This is a genomic window from Cyanobium sp. LEGE 06143 (assembly GCF_015207535.1).
Classification (GTDB): Bacteria; Cyanobacteriota; Cyanobacteriia; order PCC-6307; family Cyanobiaceae; genus NIES-981.
The window spans coordinates 14410-32760 of the sequence record NZ_JADEWP010000004.1 but is presented as its reverse complement, the minus strand read 5'-3'; the positions used below and the strand labels follow the sequence as shown (position 1 = coordinate 32760).

Below are 18351 nucleotides of genomic sequence, written 5' to 3'. Positions count from 1 at the left end.
GTGGAGCATTACGGAACGACCGCTTCCCATCCTGGCCCAAGACCCGGCAGAACGGTTTGTGGGTAGCTTCGGGTCACGTTCAACCGGCCCTGGAAGCCTTCCGGCCCTGTGAATCTTCCGGCACTGTGAGCTCCGGCACCCTGAGATCCGGCTCGGCCAGCTCTGCCGCTGGGCGCATCGACTGGCCCGCCCTGGAGCGCGATCTGCTTCGGCTGCTGCCTGCTCGCGCCGTGGTGGCGGCGGCCCAGGAGCTGCTCGCCTATGACTCCGACGGCCTCACCCTGAACCGTCACCAGCCGCCCCTGGTGGTGCTGCCCGAGACCACCCAGCAGGTGTCGGATGTGCTGGCGCTCTGCCACCGCGAGGGAGTGCCCTTCGTGGCCCGGGGCAGTGGCACCGGCCTCTCCGGTGGGGCCGTGGCCGAAACCGAGGCCCTCGTGGTGGCCACCAGCCGCATGCGCAAGCTGATCGAGCTCGACCTCGCCAACCGGCGGGTGGTCGTGCAGCCCGGCGTGATCAACAGCTGGGTGACCCGGGCGGTGGCCGGAGATGGCTTCTATTACGCCCCCGATCCCTCCAGCCAGGTGGCCTGCAGCATCGGCGGCAACGTGGCCGAGAACTCTGGCGGCGTGCACTGCCTCAAGTACGGCGTCACCAGCAACCACGTGCTGGCCCTGGAGGTGGTGCTGCCGGATGGCACGGTCACCACCCTGGGTGGTCAGCTCGATGAGATGGCCGAGATCGATCTGCGCGGCGCCTTCATCGGCAGCGAGGGCACCCTCGGCATCGCCACCGCCATCACCCTGCGGCTGCTGCAGGCGCCCCAGAGCGTTGCCGTGCTGCTGGCGGACTTCACCTCCATGGAGGCTGCCGGTGAAGCCGTGCGCCAGGTGACGGCGGCCGGGGTGATGCCGGCGGGGATGGAAATGATGGACCGCCTCACGATCGAGGCGGTGGACGACTACTTCGGCCACGACGAATACCCTCGCGACGCCGCCGCCGTGCTGCTGATCGAGCTGGATGGCCAGCAGCGGGAGGTGGCCGCCGCCGCTGAGCTGGCTACCGCCCTCTGCCGCCAGGCGGGGGCCAGGCGGGTGCGCGAAGCCTGGGATCCCGAGGAGCGGGCCCTGCTCTGGAAGGGCCGCAAGTCGGCGATCTCGGCCCTGGGCCGGCGCTTCCCCAGCTACTACCTCCAGGATGGGGTGGTGCCGCGCAGCGCCCTGCCCCGGGTGCTGGCGGCGATCGAGGGCCTCGGCGAGCGCTTTGATCTGCCGGTGGCCAATGTGTTCCACGCCGGCGATGGCAATCTCCACCCCCTGATCCTCTATCGGGCCGGTGAGCCGGGCATCGCTGAGCGGGTGCAGGAGCTGGGGGCGGAGATCCTGCGGCTCTGTGTGGAGGCGGGCGGCAGCATCACCGGTGAGCACGGTGTGGGCAGCGACAAGCGCTGCTACCTCAGCTGGATGTTCAGCCCGGACGACCTGGCCACGATGCAGCTGGTGCGGCGCTGCTTCGATCCCCTGGGCAGGGCCAACCCGGGCAAGATCTTTCCCACCCCGCGCACCTGCGCGGAATCAGCCCGTCGGGTGCAGGTGCTGAAGCAGGAAGGGGCCAGCTTGCCCGTGGAAGCGGTGGTGTTCTGAGCCGGTGGACTTTTCCTTCCTAGGGATGGTTCATGCTCATGGATAATCCCTGCGGAACGCTTCGATCGCCTGGGTGAGTTTTTCTGAGGAGGCGCCGCTCACCATGAAGAGCTTGAACCTCTCATCCCTGCTGAGATAGTCGGCATAGGAGGAACGCAGGTAGGGCTTGTAGGTGTCGTTCCCCTGCAGATGCATCTCGAAAAAGGGCAATGCCATCCCCTGGATGTAGCCGCCGATCAGGCCCTGGCTGGGCAGGGTCAGATCCGTCATCGACTGGATGGCGTCCTTGATGCCAGGGTCAATCTTGGTGAAGTTCACATGGGCCTGGSCCTGCACGAYCAACCAGKACTTGKCKGGGGCCGTGAGCCAGGTGAACGAGGCGGCCTGCTCCAGGGCCGGGGGCGTGGCGGGGTCATAGCTCCCTGAGGCCATCACCACCGGCACCTTGAGCTGGCCGATGCCCTCCTTGCCGAAGATGCTTCGATTCACCGGGTTGGCGGCGAACACCGCTGCGGTGCGCCCGTCCTGGAGGTTGGCGAGCTCCTGGGCCGGCAGCTTCAGGGCCTGGCATTGCAGTAGCAGGGAGACATTCAGGGCCGCATAGGGACGTTCGCAGTCTTGCTTCAGGTAGGCGAGATCAACCTGGGCGCCACCCAGGGCCAGCGCGGTGTAGCCGCCGAAGGAATGGCCAGCTACGCCGACTCTTTCGAGATCGAGTCTGCCGTTGAACTGGTCTGCATTACGGCGCTCCAGCTCATCGATGACGAAGCTGACATCCTTGGGCCGGTTGGCAAAGTCGTTGACGTCAAAGATGTCCTGGTGCAGGCCCCGCAGCATCTCCTGCAGCCAGATCGCATCACTGCCGGGGTGTTGGGGGGCGGCAATCAGATAGCCATGGGAGGCAATCTGCTGCATGACCTCAGCGAAATCTTCCGGACGGGAGGCCAGGCCATGGGACAACACGATCACGGGAATCGTTGTTGATCCCTGGATCTCAGGTGTATAGACATTCACGTAGAATGAACGGTCCCGCGTGGTATCCGTCAGGGTCCAGACGTCCTTGCTCACCGTGTACGGACCCGGTTGGCGCGGATTCGCCAGGGTGGCGTAGTCCTCCACGGGCTGACCCTCGGCTTCAGCAGCCGTGAGGCTGCTCATCACCGTGTTCAGGCGCTCGGTGGCAGCGATCACGCGCTCCGTGGCCTTTTCAGCTCCCAGCACCTTTTCGCCATGGATCTGGATGTTGGTGGGGAGTTGGTCGAGCACCGACAGCAAGCTGAGCCCCTCTTCGGAGAAGGCTGCATTCACCAAGGCGGCCCGCAGCACCAGTTTCCCGTTCTCACCGCGCAGCACCGTGATCGCTTTGCCGAGGCGCTCGAGAATGTCTTCTCCGATTCCCGTGTTGAAGAATCGCGAAACGATCAGGGGGTCAACGTTGGCCTTCGTGGTGAGGGCTTTGCGCAGCAGGGGGTACTGCTCGGGCTTCACCGCCGCCAGGAAAAAACCGAGATCCTCTTCAACCGTTCCATCCTTGGCAAAGGCCTCCAGTGAGCTCAGCTTCAGCGAACGGATCAGCGGCCCATAGGAGAAGGAGAGCGTTTCTTCCGCCCTGGCGGGTTGGCTGAGCAGCCCTGAACCGGCGACCGCGAGCAGAGCCAGGCCAACCAGCTGTCCCTTCAAGATCCTGCTGCAACGCTTCATCCCCCTGGAGATGACCTGACGCCGTGCCATGAAGGATGAAAAAGAGGTGGGCGAAGGCTACTGAACTCACCCTTCCCCGTCTTCGTCGTCCTCCTCCTCGGGTGGCCAGGCCAGGTTCACCACCACCGGCGCGTGGTCGCTGGGTTGCTCGTTCCCCCGGGTGTGCTTGTGGATCTGACAGCCGGTGGCACAGGCCACCAGCTCTTCGCAGAGATAGATGTGATCGATCCGCCAGCCCCGGTCCCGGTCCCAGGCGCCGCTGCGGTAGTCCCACCAGCTCCAGTGGCCGCTCTCCGCTTCGAACAGGCGGAAGGCATCGCTGAACCTGTTGTCCAGCGCTGTGGCCAGGGCCTGGCGCTCGGCCTCGCTGGCCATGATTCCCCCCGTGAGCCGCTGGGGATCATGCAGGTCGCGGGCTTCGGGGCCGATGTTGAAGTCGCCCACCATGCAGAGGGGGTCGCCCTGCTGTGCCTGGATGCTGAGGTACTGCCCCAGACAGTCCAGCCACTCGAGCTTGTACTGGTACTTGTCGCTGCTGAGGGCGCTGCCGTTGGGCACGTACAGGTTGAGCACCCTGAGTCCATCCACCAGGGCACTGATCACCCGCTTCTGCTCGCCGAGCCGCTCGGCCTGCACCTGCCCTGGCAGCAGGGCCGCAAAGCCGATCTGCACATCCTCAAGCGGTAGACTGCTGAGGATGGCCACGCCGTTGTAGGCCTTCTGGCCGCTGATGGCACTGCCGTAGCCCAGCTCACCGAAGGCTTGGTGGGGGAAGAGCTCATCGGCCACCTTGGTCTCCTGCAGGCAGAGCACCTCGGGGCGCTCCTGCTGCAGCCAGGCCTGGATCTGCTCCAGGCGGGTCCGCACCGAGTTCACGTTCCAGGTGGCGATGCGCATCGGCGGGTTCGGCTCAGCAGCGGCTCCAACCCCATTAGCATCCAGAGGTCGGCATCGCGAGCGTTCCCCATGGCCCTGACGGCTCTGAATCGCCCGGCGTCCCTGGTTCTCGGGCTGGCTGTCGCCGCAGCTCTGGCGGGGGCTTCCGCCGGCCTGGTGGCCTCACCCTCCCGGGCTCAGCAGGCTGGCTACGGCCAGACCCTCGGCGGCCCGCTGGGCACCAACGMCGAGGACTTCGGCACCGGCGCCCCCCGTAGCAGCGGCGGCAACATCCTCGATGCCACCAACCCCATGGACCTGATGAACCGGTTGCGGCGGGCCACCGCACTGGATGACGCCACGTCTCCCGGGGATGCCGTGGACGCCGCGCTGCAGGACTTCAATTCCCAGCCGGCGTCTCCTGGCTCCCAGCTGCCCCCTCCCTGACCTCCGGTCGCGGCTCGGCCGGTCCCTTGCCCCGGATCGATTCCAGGCCCCAGGCAGCGGCCACTCTGTCCAGCCGGGAATCATCGCCCTTGCCGCCCTGCTGACGGGCCTTGGCAAAGGTCTCGTGGGCGGCCTTCGTGTCGCCGCGCTCCTGCTGAATCAGGGCCACAGCCAGCAGGGGCCGTGGGTCGTCCGGGAAGGCCGCGGCGAGCTTGTTCAACGCTGCTTCGGCCTGGCCGGTCTGGCCGCTGCGTTGCAGCACGTTGGCCAGCAGCAGGCCGATCGGCACGGCGCTGGCCTTGGGCGTGGGCGTGCTGGCCCGCTTCAGGGCCGCTTCCAGCTGGCTTCTGGCCTGGGCGGCGCGTCCGGTTTCCAGCTGGATCAGGGCCATCAACTGGAGGGCCTCCACCTGGTCGGGGCGTTGGTTCAGCAGCTGACGCAGTTCCCGCTCGGCTCCGGCCCGGTCGTTCTGGTCGCGGCGCAGTTCAGCCAACAGCAGCCGCAGGGACCAGCGCTGGGGCTGCTGGTCGGCCAGCCGCTCCACCAGGGGTGTGGCCTCAGCCCGGCGGTCGAGGGCCACCAGCAACTCCAGCAGGCGTTGCTGCTCGGCATCGTTGGCCTGGCCACTGTCGAAGCGGCGCCGCAGCTGGGCGGCCTCGCGCTGCAGCCCCGGCCGCGATGCTGAGGAGACGGGGCCACTGCCGCCCCGCTGCTGCCCCAGCCACCAGCCCGCCGTCAGAGACGTGCCGGCGAGGGCCACGGCGGCAACGGCGAGCCAGGCACCCTGCCATCGGGGGGCTGGTGGCATGGCGCCGGACATCCGCTGCAGATGGTGCCCAGTCTGCCCTGGTTCTCCGCCCCGGGGCTCCGGCAGCACGGCTGGCCATGGCCTTTACATTGGTCGACATGCGCGACCACCCCATCCCACCGGTCACAGAACCGCTGCAGTACCGGGCCATCGGCGTGGTGCGCGGCACCTATGTGCCCACCGACCCCGAGCAGCTCACCCGCGGAGCGATCCACACGGCTGATGGCCAGGCGGTGGAGGCCGTGGTGCTCGGCCGCCTGCTCACCCTGATGCGTCGGCACCTCGATCTCTCCCAGCCCCATCTCTGGGTGGTGTACCCGCGCTCCAGGGAGGAGCAGGGTCTGCACCTGCAGATGGTGGGCATCTGGGAACCCAGCACTCTTGCTGAGCCGCCGGCCAGCGAGCCTGCGGTCCCTGAGCTCGCGGTCAGCGAGGCTTCAGTGGCCCCTGTTGCCAGCGACGATCTGCCCGAGGGCGATGACTACTTCTCGGTGCGCGGCGAGCTGATCTACACCCGCCCTGAAACGGGCGATCTGGTGGTCAAGGTGCGGCAGATGCCCCGCGCCGATGGCAGCCGTCCGATTCCGTTCAAGCTGCAACTCAAGGGGGAGCTTCCCCTCGAGCATCTGCGCCACTTCGTCTCGCTGGCCATGCGGCGCCACGGAGAACAGCTGCAGCTCGAGAGCTTTGAGGTGCTGGCACCGGTGGCGCAACGGGGCAGCCGTGGTGGCAAGGGCCGCCGTGACGGCGGTGGCAAGCCCTCCTCCAAGCGCGGTGGTGGTCGCACGGCGGTGAGTCGCCCGGTGGGCTGAGATGGCCTTCTGGGCGGCCACCGGCGGCACCTGGATCAACCTGCTGGCGGTGTTCAGCGGTGGCCTGCTGGGCTCGCGCCTCGGCAGCCGTCTGCCCGCCGATCTCAGGGGGCAGTGGCAGCAGTGGCTCGGCGTGATCACTCTGCTGCTGGCCATCGAAATGGTTCAGCCTCTCTGGAGCTTGCGGCTCGGGCCCTTCCCGGCCGTGCTGGCGGCCCTGCTGGTGCTGGTGCTGGGCTCCTGGCTCGGTCACTGCCTGGCCCTTGAGCGCAGGCTTGAGGCCTGGCTGGCCAGCTTCAACCGCCCCCACGCGGCTGACCCATCCCGCGGCGCTGCGGAGGTGGTGAGCGGTGCCTTCGTGCTCTTCTGCATCGGTCCGATGACCTTGCTGGGCTGTCTGCGCAATGGCGCCTTGGGGGATCCCGATCTCCTGCTGGTGAAGGCCGGCCTCGACGGCCTCAGCGCGGCGGTGCTGGCCGCCGGGGTGGGTCTGGTGGTGCTCTGGGTGCTGCTGCCGCTCGGTGTGTTGCAGTTCGGCCTCTCCGGCGTCGGCGCCCTGCTGGCCACTGGTGTGGGCGATCCCTCTCAGGCGCCGGCGGTGCTGTTCACGGCGGCCGTGGGTGGGCTTCTGGTGCTGGCCCTGGCCCTTGATCTGTTGCTGCTGCCCCATCCTTCGGTGGTGAACGGCCTGGCGGCCCTGGTGCTGGCCCCCGCTGCGGGCTGGCTGATGCAGCCATGACCTCTCCCCTGGCCGCAGGGGTGGTGGTCGCCCTGATCAGTCTGCTGGCGGTGCTGGGACCCCTGCTCGGGCTCTCACCCTGGTGGATCGCCCTGGCGGTGGCGCTCTGCCTCGGTGGTCTGAGCCTGGATGCCTTCCGCTTCGGGGGCCGGGGCGGCCATCTGCTGGCCGAGGCCATGCCAGGCGGTCAGTTGCGGCTCCGGCGCATCGCCACCCATGAGGCCGGCCATGTGCTGATCGCCGCCCAGGAGGGGATGGTGGTGCGCCAGGTGCTGGTGGGCAGCCTCGCCTGTCTGCGCGTGGGCCTCAGCGCCGGCGGCACCACCGAGCTGGAGCCTCCGGCCAGCGCCAAACTGGCCCTTGAAGACCTGCGCCGCTGGAGCCGGGTGCTGCAGGCGGGCATGGTTGCCGAGCAGGTGATCTTCGGCGACAACGTCGGCGGCGCCGATGATCGCGCCCTGCTGGGCCGGCTCTGGGGCCTCTCGGGCCACGACGTGGACACGGCCCAGCGCGAACAGCGCCGAGCCCGCCGCGAGGTGGAGCAGTGCCTGCGGAAGCGGCGCGAGGATCTGGACGGCCAGGCCCAGACCCTGCTGGCGGCGGCACCGCGCCTGGGCCGGGGCTCCCCGCCCGACAGCTCACACCAAACGCCCTCGGGCGCCGCGGCGCCGACGGAAGACTCCGGCGCCGAGCCGGGCCGATGACGCTGGCCCTGCTGGATTGCCCCACCGGCCTGGCGGGCAACATGCTGCTGGCGGCCCTGCTCGATCTCGGCGTGCCGCCAGCGGTGGTCCACGCCCCCCTGGCCGATCTGGGTCTTGCGGGCACTTACGCGCTCGAGATCAGCGAGCGCCGCAGCGGCGGGCTGCGGGGCCTGCACCTGGAGGTCGTGGACCAGGACGCCGACCCCCCTGCGCGCACCTGGCAATCCCTGCGTCGCACCCTGCTGGCGGCCCCCTGGCCCGAGGCGCTGCGGGCCAGGGTGCTCTCGGTGTTCGAGCTGTTGGCGGAGGCCGAAGCCAGCGTTCATGGCCATGCACCCGAGCAGGTGCACTTCCATGAAGTGGGGGCCCTCGATGCCCTGGTGGATGTGGTGGGGGTCTGCGCCGCCCTGCTGCACCTGGGCATCAGCCGGCTGGAGTGCACCCCGCCGCCGGCGGGGCACGGCACCGTGGCCACGGCCCACGGCATCCTGCCGCTGCCGGCCCCCGCGGTGCTGGAGATCGCCCGCTGCCATGGCATTCCCCTGGCCTCCGCGGCCGGCTTCCCCGCCGGCGAACTCACCACTCCCACGGGTCTGGCCCTGATGGCGGCATGGGCGGAGAACTTCGGCCTGCCCCCGGCCCACCGGCCGCGCCAGGTGGGCATCGGCCTGGGCAGCCGTCAGCTCGACCGTCCCAACCTGCTGCGGCTGGTGCTGGCCGATCCGGTGGAGGGGCCCGGGGCCTCCCCAGGGCCGTCCCAGGGCGAGCAGGAGCTGGGGCCCGCCGTGGAAACCGTGCTGGAGCAGCAGGCCCAGATTGACGACGCCACCCCTGAAGACCTGGCCGTGCTGCAGGAGGCCCTGCGCCAGGCCGGCGCCCTGGAGGTGTTCTGCACGCCGATCCAGATGAAGAAGGGACGCCCCGGCTGGCTGGTCACGGCCCTGGCCCACCCGGTCATGGCGGCCAGTCTGCGGGGTGTGTGGTGGCAGCACAGCACCAGCCTGGGCCTGCGCGAACGCAGCCAGCCCCGCTGGGTGCTGCCCCGGCGCCAGCGGCTGCTCCCCACCCCCCTGGGGGAGGTGCCGATCAAGCAGGCCCTGCTGCCCGACGGCCGCTGGCGCAGCAAATCAGAACACGATGCCTTGATGGGGCTCGCCCGCAGCCACAATCTCAGCATTGAGCAGGTGCGAGCCGTGGTTGAGGAGGCCCTGCGCAGCCAGTGTGATCAGGGGCAGCCTGGCGCCATTGAGGAGGCCCGATGAGCGGGCGTCTGGGCGGCCTGGCGAGTGGACTGAAGCGGCAGCTTCAGGCCAGGCTGTCCCGCCTGCCTGCCCCGCCCGGCGGGCTGGGCCTCTGGTTCACGCTGCTGAGCTTCGGGTTTCTGCTGGCGGCCCTGGTCAACCACGGCCGCCAGATGCTGCAACTGAGCCTGGACCTGCAGGGCTGGCTCTGGCTGCTGCTGGCGATGGGGGCAAGCCTGCTCAGCCTGGTGGCCAATGGGCTCGGCTTTGGCGCGGTGTTGTTCTGGCTGGGGCAGCGTCCCCGCTGGGCCGCCCTGGTGCGGATGTATCTCGACACCAACCTGCGCAAGTTTCTGCCGGGAGGGATCTGGCACCTCACCAGCCGGCTGGCCCTGCTGCGGGACCCGGCCGGTCCGCTGCGCAGCCCTGCGGCTTTGCCCCAGGCCCTCGCGGCCGTGCTGCTTGACCCGATGATTGCCGCCGTGGCAGCCCTGGCCCTGGTGGCGGCCGATGGCTGGCGCAGTGGGGTGGCCCTGGTGGCGCTGCTGCCCCTGTTGCTGTTGCTGCCCCGCTGGTTGAGGCCCCTGCTGCTGGCCCTCGAACGGCGCCGGGGCCCCCAGCTGGATCTGGCGAGTGGCTCCGAGACGCTGGCTGTGGGCCAGAGCGACGTTCCCCTGCCCGGTGCCTATCCCGTGGCCCCGCTTCTGGCCCAGCTGGGTTTCGTGCTGCTGCGCTTCGGCGGCTTCGCTTGCTGCGTGCTCGCCTTTGAGCTGCAGGGGTCCCTGGGGTGGGGCGGCTGGCTGGCCGCCTTTGCCCTCGCCTGGACCGCCGGCCTGGTGGTGCCAGGCGCTCCCGGGGGCATTGGCGTGTTCGAGGCGGTGCTGCTGCTGCGGCTCGGCGGCCAGATCGCCGAAGCGCCGCTGCTGGCCATCGCCATCAGCTACCGGCTGGCGGTGACCCTGGCCGATCTGCTGGCGGCCCTCACGGCTCGCCTGGACCAGCGCCTGGATCGCCCCACGGGCAGGAGCGGCCCAGGAGCTCGACCTGTGGCCTGAGTTGCGCCCCTGAGCTGCGAGCCTGCCGCCATGGCCATGCTTCGCAATTGCGCCTATTGTTGAGAAGCCTGGGCTCGCTGTGGTGCCTTCCTTCCCCACCCCTGGTTCCAGGGCTGCTGCCGCAGGGTCCACGGGGGCCTCTGAGGGCCTGCTCAGCGACAGCGAGGGGCTGCGCAACAGCCTGCATGACCGTGGTCAGCGGCTCACGCCTCAACGCCAGCGGGTGCTGGCTTTGTTTGAGCAGAGCGGTGAGGGCACCCACCTCAGCGCCGAAGAGGTGCATCAACGCCTGCTCAGAGCCAGCGAGCGGGTGTCCCTGGCCACCGTCTACCGCACCTTGAGGCTGCTCAGCTCGATGGGTCGCCTGCAGGAGCTGGAACTGCCGGAGGGGCGGCGCTTTGAGCTGGCCGGTGACACCACCCGCGATCACCACCATCTGGTGTGTGTGCGCTGCGGTCGCACCGAGGAATTCGAGAACACCGCGGTGCTGGTTGCCGGCGACGAGGCGGCCAAGGCCCACGCCTTTCGTCTGCTCGACTGTGTGCTCACGGTGCGAGCCCTCTGCCCCCGCTGTGCCGAACAGTCCTGAACCCCGCCCCGTTGGCTCTCCCCTTCCTGGTCTGGTTGCGTTCCTACAGGCCTGAATGGCTCCGCTTCGACCTGGTGGCAGGGCTCACGGCGGCGGCCGTGGTACTGCCCAAGGCCCTGGCCTTTGCCACGATCGCCGGCCTGCCGGTGGAAGTGGGGCTCTACACGGCCCTGGTGCCGATGCTGGTGTACGCGCTGCTGGGCAGCTCTCGGCCCCTGAGCGTGAGCACCACCACCACCCTGGCCATCCTGGTGGGCAGCGAGCTGGATCGCCTCGGTGTGGCCCAGGATCCGGCTCAGGCGCTGGCGAGCAGCAGCCTGCTGGCCCTGCTGTTGGGCCTGATGCTGCTGGTTGCCTCGCTGCTGCGGCTGGGCTTCGTCGCCAGCTTCATCTCCGAGTCAGTGCTGGTGGGGTTCAAGAGCGCCATCGGCGTCGTGATCGTGGTCGACCAGCTGCCCAAACTGCTGGGGGTGTCGATCGACAAGCTGGGGCTGTTCCGGGACCTGGCGGCGCTGGTGGCGGCGTTGCCCCAGGCGTCTATGGCCACCGTGGCCCTCTCCCTTGGGCTGGTGGCCCTGCTGATCGGCCTGGAGCGCCGCTGGCCCCGTCTGCCGGCGCCGCTGCTGCTGGTGGTGGTGGCGATCCTGCTCACCGCTGCGCTGGGTCTGCCGGAGCGCGGCGTGGCCGTGGTGGGGGCCATCCCCAGTGGGCTGCCGGCCTTTCAACTGCCTTTCCTCAACAGCGCAGGCCCATCCCCCCTGGCCCTGGCCAACCAGCTGTGGCCGGCCGCGGCCGGCATCGCCGTGATGAGTTTCACCGAGAGCGCCGCGGCCTCGCGGGCCTTCCGCGAGATGGACGAACCGGCGCCGAATGCCAATCAGGATCTGCTGGCCCTCGGCGCCGCCAACCTGCTGGGGGCCTGCTTCGGCGCGATGGCGGCGGGCGGCGGCACCTCCCAGACCGCTGTGAACCGCAACGCCGGCGCCCGCACCCAGCTGGCCGCACTGGTCACGGCGGCCGCCACGGTGGCCACCCTGTTGGTGCTGGCGCCCCTGATCGCCCTGATGCCCCAGGCCGCCCTGGCCGTCGTGGTGATCGCCTATGCCCTGGCGATGATCGCGCCGGCCGAATTCCTGGCGATTCGCCACGTGCGGGCCCCGGAGTTCCGCTGGGCGGTGGTGGCCTTTCTGGGAGTGGTGTTCCTCGGCACCCTGGAGGGCATCCTGGTGGCGGTGGTGTTGTCGCTGCTGTCGCTGGCGCAGCAGGAGGTGGACCCTGCCGTCTACGAGATGGGTCGCAAGCCGGGCACGGATGGGTTTCGCCCTGTCTCGCCCCAGCACCCTGAGGATGAAACCTGGCCCGGGCTGTTGATCCTCCACCCCGAAGGTCGCCTCTTCTTTGCCAATGCGGAGGCCGTGGCCAGCCGCATGCGGCAAAGGATCCATCAGCGCCGGCCCAGGGTGGTGGTGCTGGATGGCAGCGCGGTGATCGACCTGGAGTACTCGGCGCTCAAGGCCCTGGTGGAGGCCGAGCAGCGCTTGCGGCGCGATGGCACGGAGCTGTGGATGGCCGGGCTGAATCCGGAAGTGCTGCAGGTGGTGCGCCGCTCCGAGCTGGGCAGCCGCCTCGGGCCGGGCCGGCTCCACCTCACTGTGGAGCGCGCCGTGGAGCGTTTCCTGCAGCACGAGGCCGGCGACGGCTCCTGAGCGGGGCATCATGGGCGCCAGCCCTGCTGAGATCACGAAGTATGTGGCGTTCCCTGGTTTCGGGCCTGCTGCTGGCCCCGCTGTACTGGCTGCCGGCTGCTCCAGCTGCGGCCCAGATCCAACCCCTGCCCTCCTGGAACGAGGGCGCTGCGCGCCAGCGCATCCTTCAGTTCGTGGCGGCGGTGACGACACCGGGTGGCCCTGACTACGTGGCGCCGGCGGAGCGCATCGCCGTGTTTGACAACGACGGCACGCTCTGGGCGGAGCAACCGATGTATGTGCAGCTGGCCTTCGCCATCGATCGAGCCCGCACGCTGGTGAGTCAGCAACCTGAGCTGGCCGCCCATCCGGTGCTCGCTGCGGCCGCTGCGGCCGGTCAAGCTGAGGCGATGCCCAGCATGGGCATCCCAGAGCTGCTGGAGCTGGTGGCCCTCACCCATGCGGGTATGGATGCCGAGGCGTTCCGGGAGCTGGTCGGCGACTGGTTCGCCAGCGCCTGCCATCCCATCTGGAAGCGTTCCTATCGCACGCTTACCTACCAGCCGATGCGGGAGTTGCTCGACTACCTCAGGAGCCACGGTTTCCAGACCTACATCGTCTCCGCTGGTGGCGTGGAGTTCGTTCGGGTCGTGAGCGAGGAGCTTTACGGCATTCCCCCCGAGCAGGTGATCGGCTCGTTCGTGGCCAGCCACTACGGCTTCCAGGACGGGCTGCCGACCATCGTCCGCCAGGCGGAGGTGCAGCTGATCAACGACGGGGCCATCAAACCCGTGATGATCGAGCAGGTGATCGGCCGTCAGCCCATTGCCGCCTTCGGCAATTCCGATGGCGACTTCGAAATGCTGGAGTGGACCACCAGCCAGCCTGGGGCGAGCCTGGGACTGATCGTGCACCACGACGACCCGGAGCGGGAGGTGGCCTACGACAGCCAGTCGCCCATCGGCCGACTCGATCGGGCCCTCAAGGAAGCGCCCCAGAGGGGCTGGACGGTGGTGTCAATGCGCGACGACTGGACGCAGGTGTTTGCTGACCCTCCGGTTCAGCCCATGGAGGCTGAAGGGCCCTGAGGCTGACGCAGCCGACTCGCAACCATAGGTTCAGTACAGGTTCAGGTCCCGCTCAATGCTCCCATCCCTGGCCCAGCTTGCAGCCGTGCTCCCCGGCCTCACCCTCTTCGCGATCATGTTCGCCCTGGGACTTGGCTTGCAGCCCCATGCCCTGGGGCAGATTCGCCGGCGACCCGCCCTGGTGCTGCGGGTGCTGATCGGCTCCTGTGTGCTCGTGCCCCTGGTGGCGCTGGTGCTGTTGAAGTCGCCGCTGAGCGCCGCCCTTTCGGCGCCAGGGCGCTTCGGCATCGCCCTGATGGCCATCTCGCCGAGTGCGCCGCTCACCTTGCGCAAGGCCGGCAAGCAGGGGGGCGATCACCAGCTGGCAGCAGTGCTGCAGGCCTGCGCGGCGGTGGGGGCGATCGTGTCGATTCCTCTGCTAGCCGATCTGTTTCGGGCCTCGTTCGCCATCGAGGGCTGGGACATCGGGCCCAGGCAGGTGGCCGTGCAGGTGAGCCTGGCCCAGGTGCTGCCCCTGCTGGCCGGGCTGCTGCTGCGGCGTTGGCGGCCCGGCTTGGTTGAGCGGCTTGAGGGGCCCCTCGACAAGCTGGCCAATGGCCTGTTCCTCCTACTGGTGCTGGTGGTGCTGATCAGGGTTGGGCCTGCGTTGCTGCCCTTCGTGGCGGCCAACCTGGTGACCCTGGGCTTCATGGCGGTCATGGTGGTGACAGCCCTCGTGATCGGCTCCCTGGCTGCAGGTTCAGCGCCCGGGGAGAGCCTCACCGTGGCTCTGGTCACATCGATGCGCAATCCAGGCCTGGCGATGGTGTTTGCCACCACCTATGGGGCTGAGATGCCCGCCATCAAGCTGTCCGTGCTGGCTTACCTGCTGGTCACCGTGCTGCTCTCGCTTCCCTTTCTGCGCTGGCAGAAGCGCCTGCTGGTGCGGGTTTGAAACGGCAACCACTCGTGGGCCGTGAGGCGGCAGCGGGCAGAATGGAGGGCAGGTACAACCACCAACCGCCATGCCGAACGGCCAACCCAACATCCTCATCCTCTGGGGCGATGACATCGGCCAGAGCAACCTCAGCTGCTACAGCGATGGGTTGATGGGCTACCAGACCCCCAACATCGACCGCGTCGCCAAGGAGGGCGGCAAGTTCATTCACTACTACGCCGAGCAGAGCTGCACCGCCGGCCGGGCCGCCTTCATCTCCGGCCAGAGCGTGTTTCGCACCGGTCTTAGCAAGGTGGGCCTGCCCGGGGCGGAGCTGGGTTACCGCACCGAGGACCCCACCATCGCGGGTCTGCTCAAGGTGCAGGGCTACCGCACCGGTCAGTTCGGCAAGAATCACTTCGGCGACCGCGACGAGCACCTGCCCACCAACCAGGGCTTCGATGAGTTCTTCGGCAACCTTTACCACCTCAACGCCGAAGAAGAGCCGGAACTGCGCGATTATCCCAGCCCAGAAGACTTTCCTAACTTTCGTCAGAACTATGGCCCCCGTGGAGTGCTCCACTCCTGGGCCAACCCGGATGGCACCCAACGCATTGAGAACACTGGCCCGCTCACCAAGAAGCGGATGGAGACGGCCGATGAGGAGTTCATGACCGAGGCCAAGCGGTTCATCCGCGATGCGGTGGCCTCCGGCGAACCCTTCTTCGTGTGGTTCAACACCACCCACATGCACTTCCGCACCCATGCCCGGCCCCAAGATCTGGGCCAGTCAGGACGCTGGCAGTCGGAGTACCACGACGTGATGATCTATCACGACAACTGCATTGGCGACATGCTCAATCTGCTCGATGAGCTGGGCATCGCCGACGACACAATCGTGATGTACAGCACTGATAACGGGCCTCACATGAACAGCTGGCCCGATGCCGGCATGACCCCCTTCCGCAACGAGAAGAACTCCAACTGGGAAGGGGCCTACCGGGTGCCCGCGATGGTTCGCTGGCCCGGCAAGATTGCGCCGGGAACCCTGTTCACCGAGACGGTGAGCCATCTCGACTGGCTGCCCACACTCCTCGCTGCGGCTGGGGAACCGGACATCAAGGAGAAGCTCAAGAGCGGCTACCAGGCCGGCAGCCGCCACTACCACGTACATCTCGACGGCTACAATATGCTTGACTACTGGACGGGCAAAACGGATAAGAGTCCCCGGGTGGAGTTCTTCTACTTCTCCGACGATGGTGATCTCACGGGTCTGCGTTACGACAACTGGAAGATCGTATTCATGGAGCAGCGGACTACCGGCACCCTGCAGATCTGGGCCGAGCCCTTCACTGAGCTGCGCATACCGAAGATCTTTAACCTGAAGACGGACCCCTACGAGCGGGCCGACATCACCTCCAACACCTACTGGGACTGGATCCTCGACCACGTGTTCCTACTGGTGCCGGCCCAGGCCTATGTGGCCCAATTCCTGGCCACATTCCAGGAGTTCCCACCACGCCAGAAGGCCGCCAGCTTCTCGTTGGAGCAGGTGATGGAGAAGATGACCAGCACCACAGGGCATTCCTGAGTTGCTTCCCCCAGCGGGGAGATGACGCGATCAAGGGCATGCCGCAGCACCTGCTGCGGCATGCCCAGCTCGATGCCCATTGGTTCAAGGGCTGGCTGCGGCTCCTCCGCATGGGCTCAGGCCACTGCTGCCAGCACCGCGCACGCCTGATTCAGATCGCCATCCCAAGACGATGTGGGCCCAGAAGTTAATCTACGACCATTCCTAAAGACCAGCAGTTCATCTCTGTACCTAGTCTCAGTGCTGTAAACCGCTTGTCCGTATCCACGAAATCGTTAGAACTATGGTGTTTGAGCTGATTGACATCGATGTTCCCGTAAATGATATGCTGTGTTGGCTGTGGAAGACTTGCCGAGGGCCGAAGAAAAGGAGCTTTCAGTTACTTCGCTAGATGTTTGTAAGGAATTATTGTTGATCAGGTTCCTCTTCGGTTTGGCAGCAAGTCTGCAGGTCTATGCGCCTACTTCTAGCGCTTTGGGAGAAATTGTGCTGGAAATGCCAATTCTTGGGCTTGAGTCCACTATTAGGCTTGGCGAGTTGAAATCGGCTGAGATTCTTTGATTCGAAAATAGTGATCTAGCAGAGCCTGATCGAGCCAGCGATGGAATGATTGGCCAATAGCTCGAGGTTTCGCCTAAAGCATTTCTGAAGCTATAGCGGCTCACAACAGTGTGGTGCTCCCTAGTCAGAGCGCAGGATAAGGCATTGGTTCAAGTCTAGTCGACTGCGTCATTGCTTGGGTTCTGGCCTATGGGGCGATTCGCTCGGGACTGGGGTTCCCCCGATTTCCAGGACAAGTCGATAAGGGTCACGCCATGACCATCAGACTGTCCATCGATGACCAATTCCACCAGAACCAGGCGCCGGTTTACGGCTCAGCAGAAGGCAGAAGCCGTGGAGCTCTGCCTGCAGGAGAGCCTTTCCTGCAACACCGTCGCCGAGCGGCTCGGCCTTCCCAGCAGCAGCCTGGCCCGCTGGGTGCGCCAGGCCCGCATTGATCGGGGCCAGGCCGGTACCCGTGACCAGGGCCTGCTCACCAGTGAGGAGCGCACCGAGCTCAACCGGCTCCGCAAGGAGAACCGCGAGCTCAGGAGAGAGAAGGATTTTTTCAGGTTGGCGGCAGCGCACTTTGCGAAAGAGCAGCTGCCGCCGAGAGGTTTCGCCTGATCGATCAACTCGCCGCTCAGCACTCGGTCGCCTGGCTGTGCCGGCAGCTGGGGGTGGCCCGCAGTGGCTTCTACGCCTGGCGGCAGCGGCAGGAGGCGCCGGGAAAGCGGGCGGCCGAGAACGCCATGATCACCGCTGAGATCCAGGCGGTGTTCGGCGAGCACCGGGGCTTCTACGGATCGCCCCGGATTCACCAGGAGCTGCGCGCTGCCGGCCATCCGGTGGGCCGTCACCGTGTCGCCCGCCTCATGCAGCGTGCCGAGCTGAGGGCCAAGACCCGCAAGGCGTTCAGGCCCTGCGCCAAGGCCAGCAGCAGGGCGTGTGGGGTGGTGGAGAACCTGCTGCATCAGGACTTCCAGCCCCCGGCTCCAAACCGCTGCTGGGCGGGTGATGTCACCTACATCCGCACCACAGCGGGCTGGCGGTACCTGGCCGTCTGGATCGATCTGTTCAGTCGTCGTGTCGTCGGCTGGAAGCTCGATCACAGGATGGATACCGCCATGGTGATCGAGGCCCTCCACCGGGCGCTCGGCCTCCGCCAGGTGGAGCCGGAGACGTTGCTCCTGCACACGGATCAGGGCAGCCAGTACCGGGCTACCGACTACCGCGATCTGCTGGGGAAGCACGAAATTGTCTGCAGCATGTCCGCCAAGGGCTGCTGCTGGGACAACGCCGTGGTGGAGAGTTTTTTCTCCACCATGAAATTGGAGCTCGATCTGGATGACAACCGGGAAGTCCTGATCTCGCCCCAGCAGCTGCAGCGCGATCTGGCCTTCTGGATCGAGGGGTATTACAACCGCGAGCGCCGCCACTCAACGATCGGTTACCACAGCCCGATCGACTACGAGCAGCAGTTCATCTCTGCTCGTACACTGACCATTGTGAATCCCTGATCGGTGTCCACGAAAGCGGGGGAACCCCAGATCTTGAACAGCGAGCGTTCGGTGCCGGCAACTCCGCCTTTCGGAGCCAGTGGGTTGTGACCAATCCCAAGTTCGGTGGTTCGGTGAGCAACTTCGCGTTGCATGTGAGCCTGGAGACACGGCTGGATGGCGAGGACGCCGAACCCAGCCACAGCGGCTACACCCCGGCTCAATACGACGCGCTGGCAGTGGTTCTCACCGACTGGATGGACCGCTATCCGATCCCCCAGGATCACATCGCCACCCATCGTGCAGTGGATCTGGGTTGGAGAGCGGGCCGCTCCTCGCAGCTTCGACTGGGACGCGCTGCAGAGCCGCCTAAAGCAGCTTGGCGCCACCTGCAGAACCTTCATGGGCTGAAGCTGA

Annotated in this window: 18 protein-coding genes and 1 pseudogene; 16 read left to right on the top strand and 3 right to left on the bottom strand. The window is 67.2% G+C overall.

Going from position 1 to position 18351, the window contains the following annotated elements:
- Positions 1–176 precede the first annotated feature (176 nt).
- Complete coding sequence (locus tag IQ216_RS00890) at positions 177–1643, top strand: FAD-linked oxidase C-terminal domain-containing protein (protein ID WP_193813945.1); 1467 nt, start codon at positions 177–179, stop codon at positions 1641–1643.
- 36 nt (positions 1644–1679) lie between these two features.
- Here IQ216_RS00890 and IQ216_RS00885 read toward each other — a convergent pair whose 3' ends face one another.
- A complete protein-coding gene (locus IQ216_RS00885) occupies positions 1680–3323 on the bottom strand; it encodes an alpha/beta hydrolase (RefSeq protein ID WP_228006978.1) in 1644 nt (547 codons plus the stop codon).
- A gap of 87 nt (positions 3324–3410) precedes the next feature.
- Positions 3411–4241 carry an exodeoxyribonuclease III gene (gene xth / locus IQ216_RS00880; protein WP_193813937.1) on the bottom strand — a complete coding sequence of 277 codons (831 nt, stop codon included), beginning with the start codon at positions 4239–4241 and terminating at the stop codon, positions 3411–3413.
- Positions 4242–4310: 69 nt separating this feature from the next.
- Between xth and IQ216_RS00875 the strand changes: the two genes are divergently transcribed.
- On the top strand, positions 4311–4667 hold the full coding sequence (locus IQ216_RS00875) for a hypothetical protein (RefSeq protein WP_228006977.1): 357 nt from the start codon (positions 4311–4313) through the stop codon (positions 4665–4667).
- Here IQ216_RS00875 and IQ216_RS00870 read toward each other — a convergent pair.
- Positions 4621–5475 carry a lipopolysaccharide assembly protein LapB gene (locus IQ216_RS00870; protein ID WP_193813936.1) on the bottom strand — a complete coding sequence of 285 codons (855 nt, stop codon included), beginning with the start codon at positions 5473–5475 and terminating at the stop codon, positions 4621–4623. The genes IQ216_RS00875 and IQ216_RS00870 overlap by 47 nt on opposite strands.
- A 98-nt stretch (positions 5476–5573) precedes the next feature.
- Between IQ216_RS00870 and IQ216_RS00865 the strand changes: the two genes are divergently transcribed.
- From IQ216_RS00865 to IQ216_RS00800, 14 genes and pseudogenes are all read left to right on the top strand, one after another.
- Positions 5574–6287 (top strand): hypothetical protein, encoded by a 714-nt coding sequence (locus IQ216_RS00865; protein WP_193813942.1) that lies wholly within the window; start codon positions 5574–5576, stop codon positions 6285–6287.
- A 1-nt stretch (position 6288) separates the two neighbouring features.
- Positions 6289–7026 (top strand): DUF554 family protein, encoded by a 738-nt coding sequence (locus IQ216_RS00860; RefSeq protein ID WP_193813935.1) that lies wholly within the window; start codon positions 6289–6291, stop codon positions 7024–7026.
- Entirely contained in the window at positions 7023–7730 is a 708-nt protein-coding gene (locus IQ216_RS00855; protein WP_228006976.1) for a hypothetical protein, read from the top strand. Before IQ216_RS00860 ends, IQ216_RS00855 begins: the two co-directional genes overlap by 4 nt.
- Positions 7727–8992 (top strand): LarC family nickel insertion protein, encoded by a 1266-nt coding sequence (locus IQ216_RS00850; RefSeq protein ID WP_193813934.1) that lies wholly within the window; start codon positions 7727–7729, stop codon positions 8990–8992. The genes IQ216_RS00855 and IQ216_RS00850 overlap by 4 nt, the downstream gene beginning before the upstream one ends.
- A complete protein-coding gene (locus IQ216_RS00845; RefSeq protein WP_193813933.1) occupies positions 8989–10026 on the top strand; it encodes a lysylphosphatidylglycerol synthase domain-containing protein in 1038 nt (345 codons plus the stop codon). Before IQ216_RS00850 ends, IQ216_RS00845 begins: the two co-directional genes overlap by 4 nt.
- A gap of 148 nt (positions 10027–10174) precedes the next feature.
- Positions 10175–10615 (top strand): Fur family transcriptional regulator, encoded by a 441-nt coding sequence (locus tag IQ216_RS00840; RefSeq protein ID WP_225875901.1) that lies wholly within the window; start codon positions 10175–10177, stop codon positions 10613–10615.
- Positions 10616–10626: 11 nt separating this feature from the next.
- Positions 10627–12321, top strand: coding sequence for a SulP family inorganic anion transporter (locus IQ216_RS00835; RefSeq protein ID WP_193813932.1), 1695 nt, complete (start codon positions 10627–10629; stop codon positions 12319–12321).
- A gap of 41 nt (positions 12322–12362) precedes the next feature.
- The gene (locus IQ216_RS00830) at positions 12363–13388 is read left to right on the top strand and encodes an HAD family phosphatase (RefSeq protein ID WP_193813931.1); all 1026 of its coding nucleotides are present in this window, start codon (positions 12363–12365) and stop codon (positions 13386–13388) included.
- Between the two features lie 85 nt (positions 13389–13473).
- Entirely contained in the window at positions 13474–14322 is an 849-nt protein-coding gene (locus IQ216_RS00825; RefSeq protein ID WP_370566543.1) for a bile acid:sodium symporter, read from the top strand.
- A 70-nt stretch (positions 14323–14392) separates the two neighbouring features.
- The gene (locus tag IQ216_RS00820) at positions 14393–15895 is read left to right on the top strand and encodes an arylsulfatase (RefSeq protein WP_193813929.1); all 1503 of its coding nucleotides are present in this window, start codon (positions 14393–14395) and stop codon (positions 15893–15895) included.
- Between the two features lie 333 nt (positions 15896–16228).
- Positions 16229–16456: a hypothetical protein gene (locus IQ216_RS00815; RefSeq protein ID WP_193813928.1), complete on the top strand. Its 228-nt coding sequence runs from the start codon at positions 16229–16231 to the stop codon at positions 16454–16456.
- A 276-nt stretch (positions 16457–16732) separates the two neighbouring features.
- A complete protein-coding gene (locus tag IQ216_RS00810) occupies positions 16733–17062 on the top strand; it encodes a transposase (RefSeq protein WP_193813926.1) in 330 nt (109 codons plus the stop codon).
- On the top strand, positions 17059–17955 hold the full coding sequence (locus tag IQ216_RS00805) for an IS3 family transposase (RefSeq protein ID WP_193813940.1): 897 nt from the start codon (positions 17059–17061) through the stop codon (positions 17953–17955). Before IQ216_RS00810 ends, IQ216_RS00805 begins: the two co-directional genes overlap by 4 nt.
- A 29-nt stretch (positions 17956–17984) precedes the next feature.
- A pseudogene (locus IQ216_RS00800) lies at positions 17985–18345 on the top strand (N-acetylmuramoyl-L-alanine amidase); the annotation flags it as partial.
- Between the last annotated feature and the right edge of the window lie 6 nt (positions 18346–18351).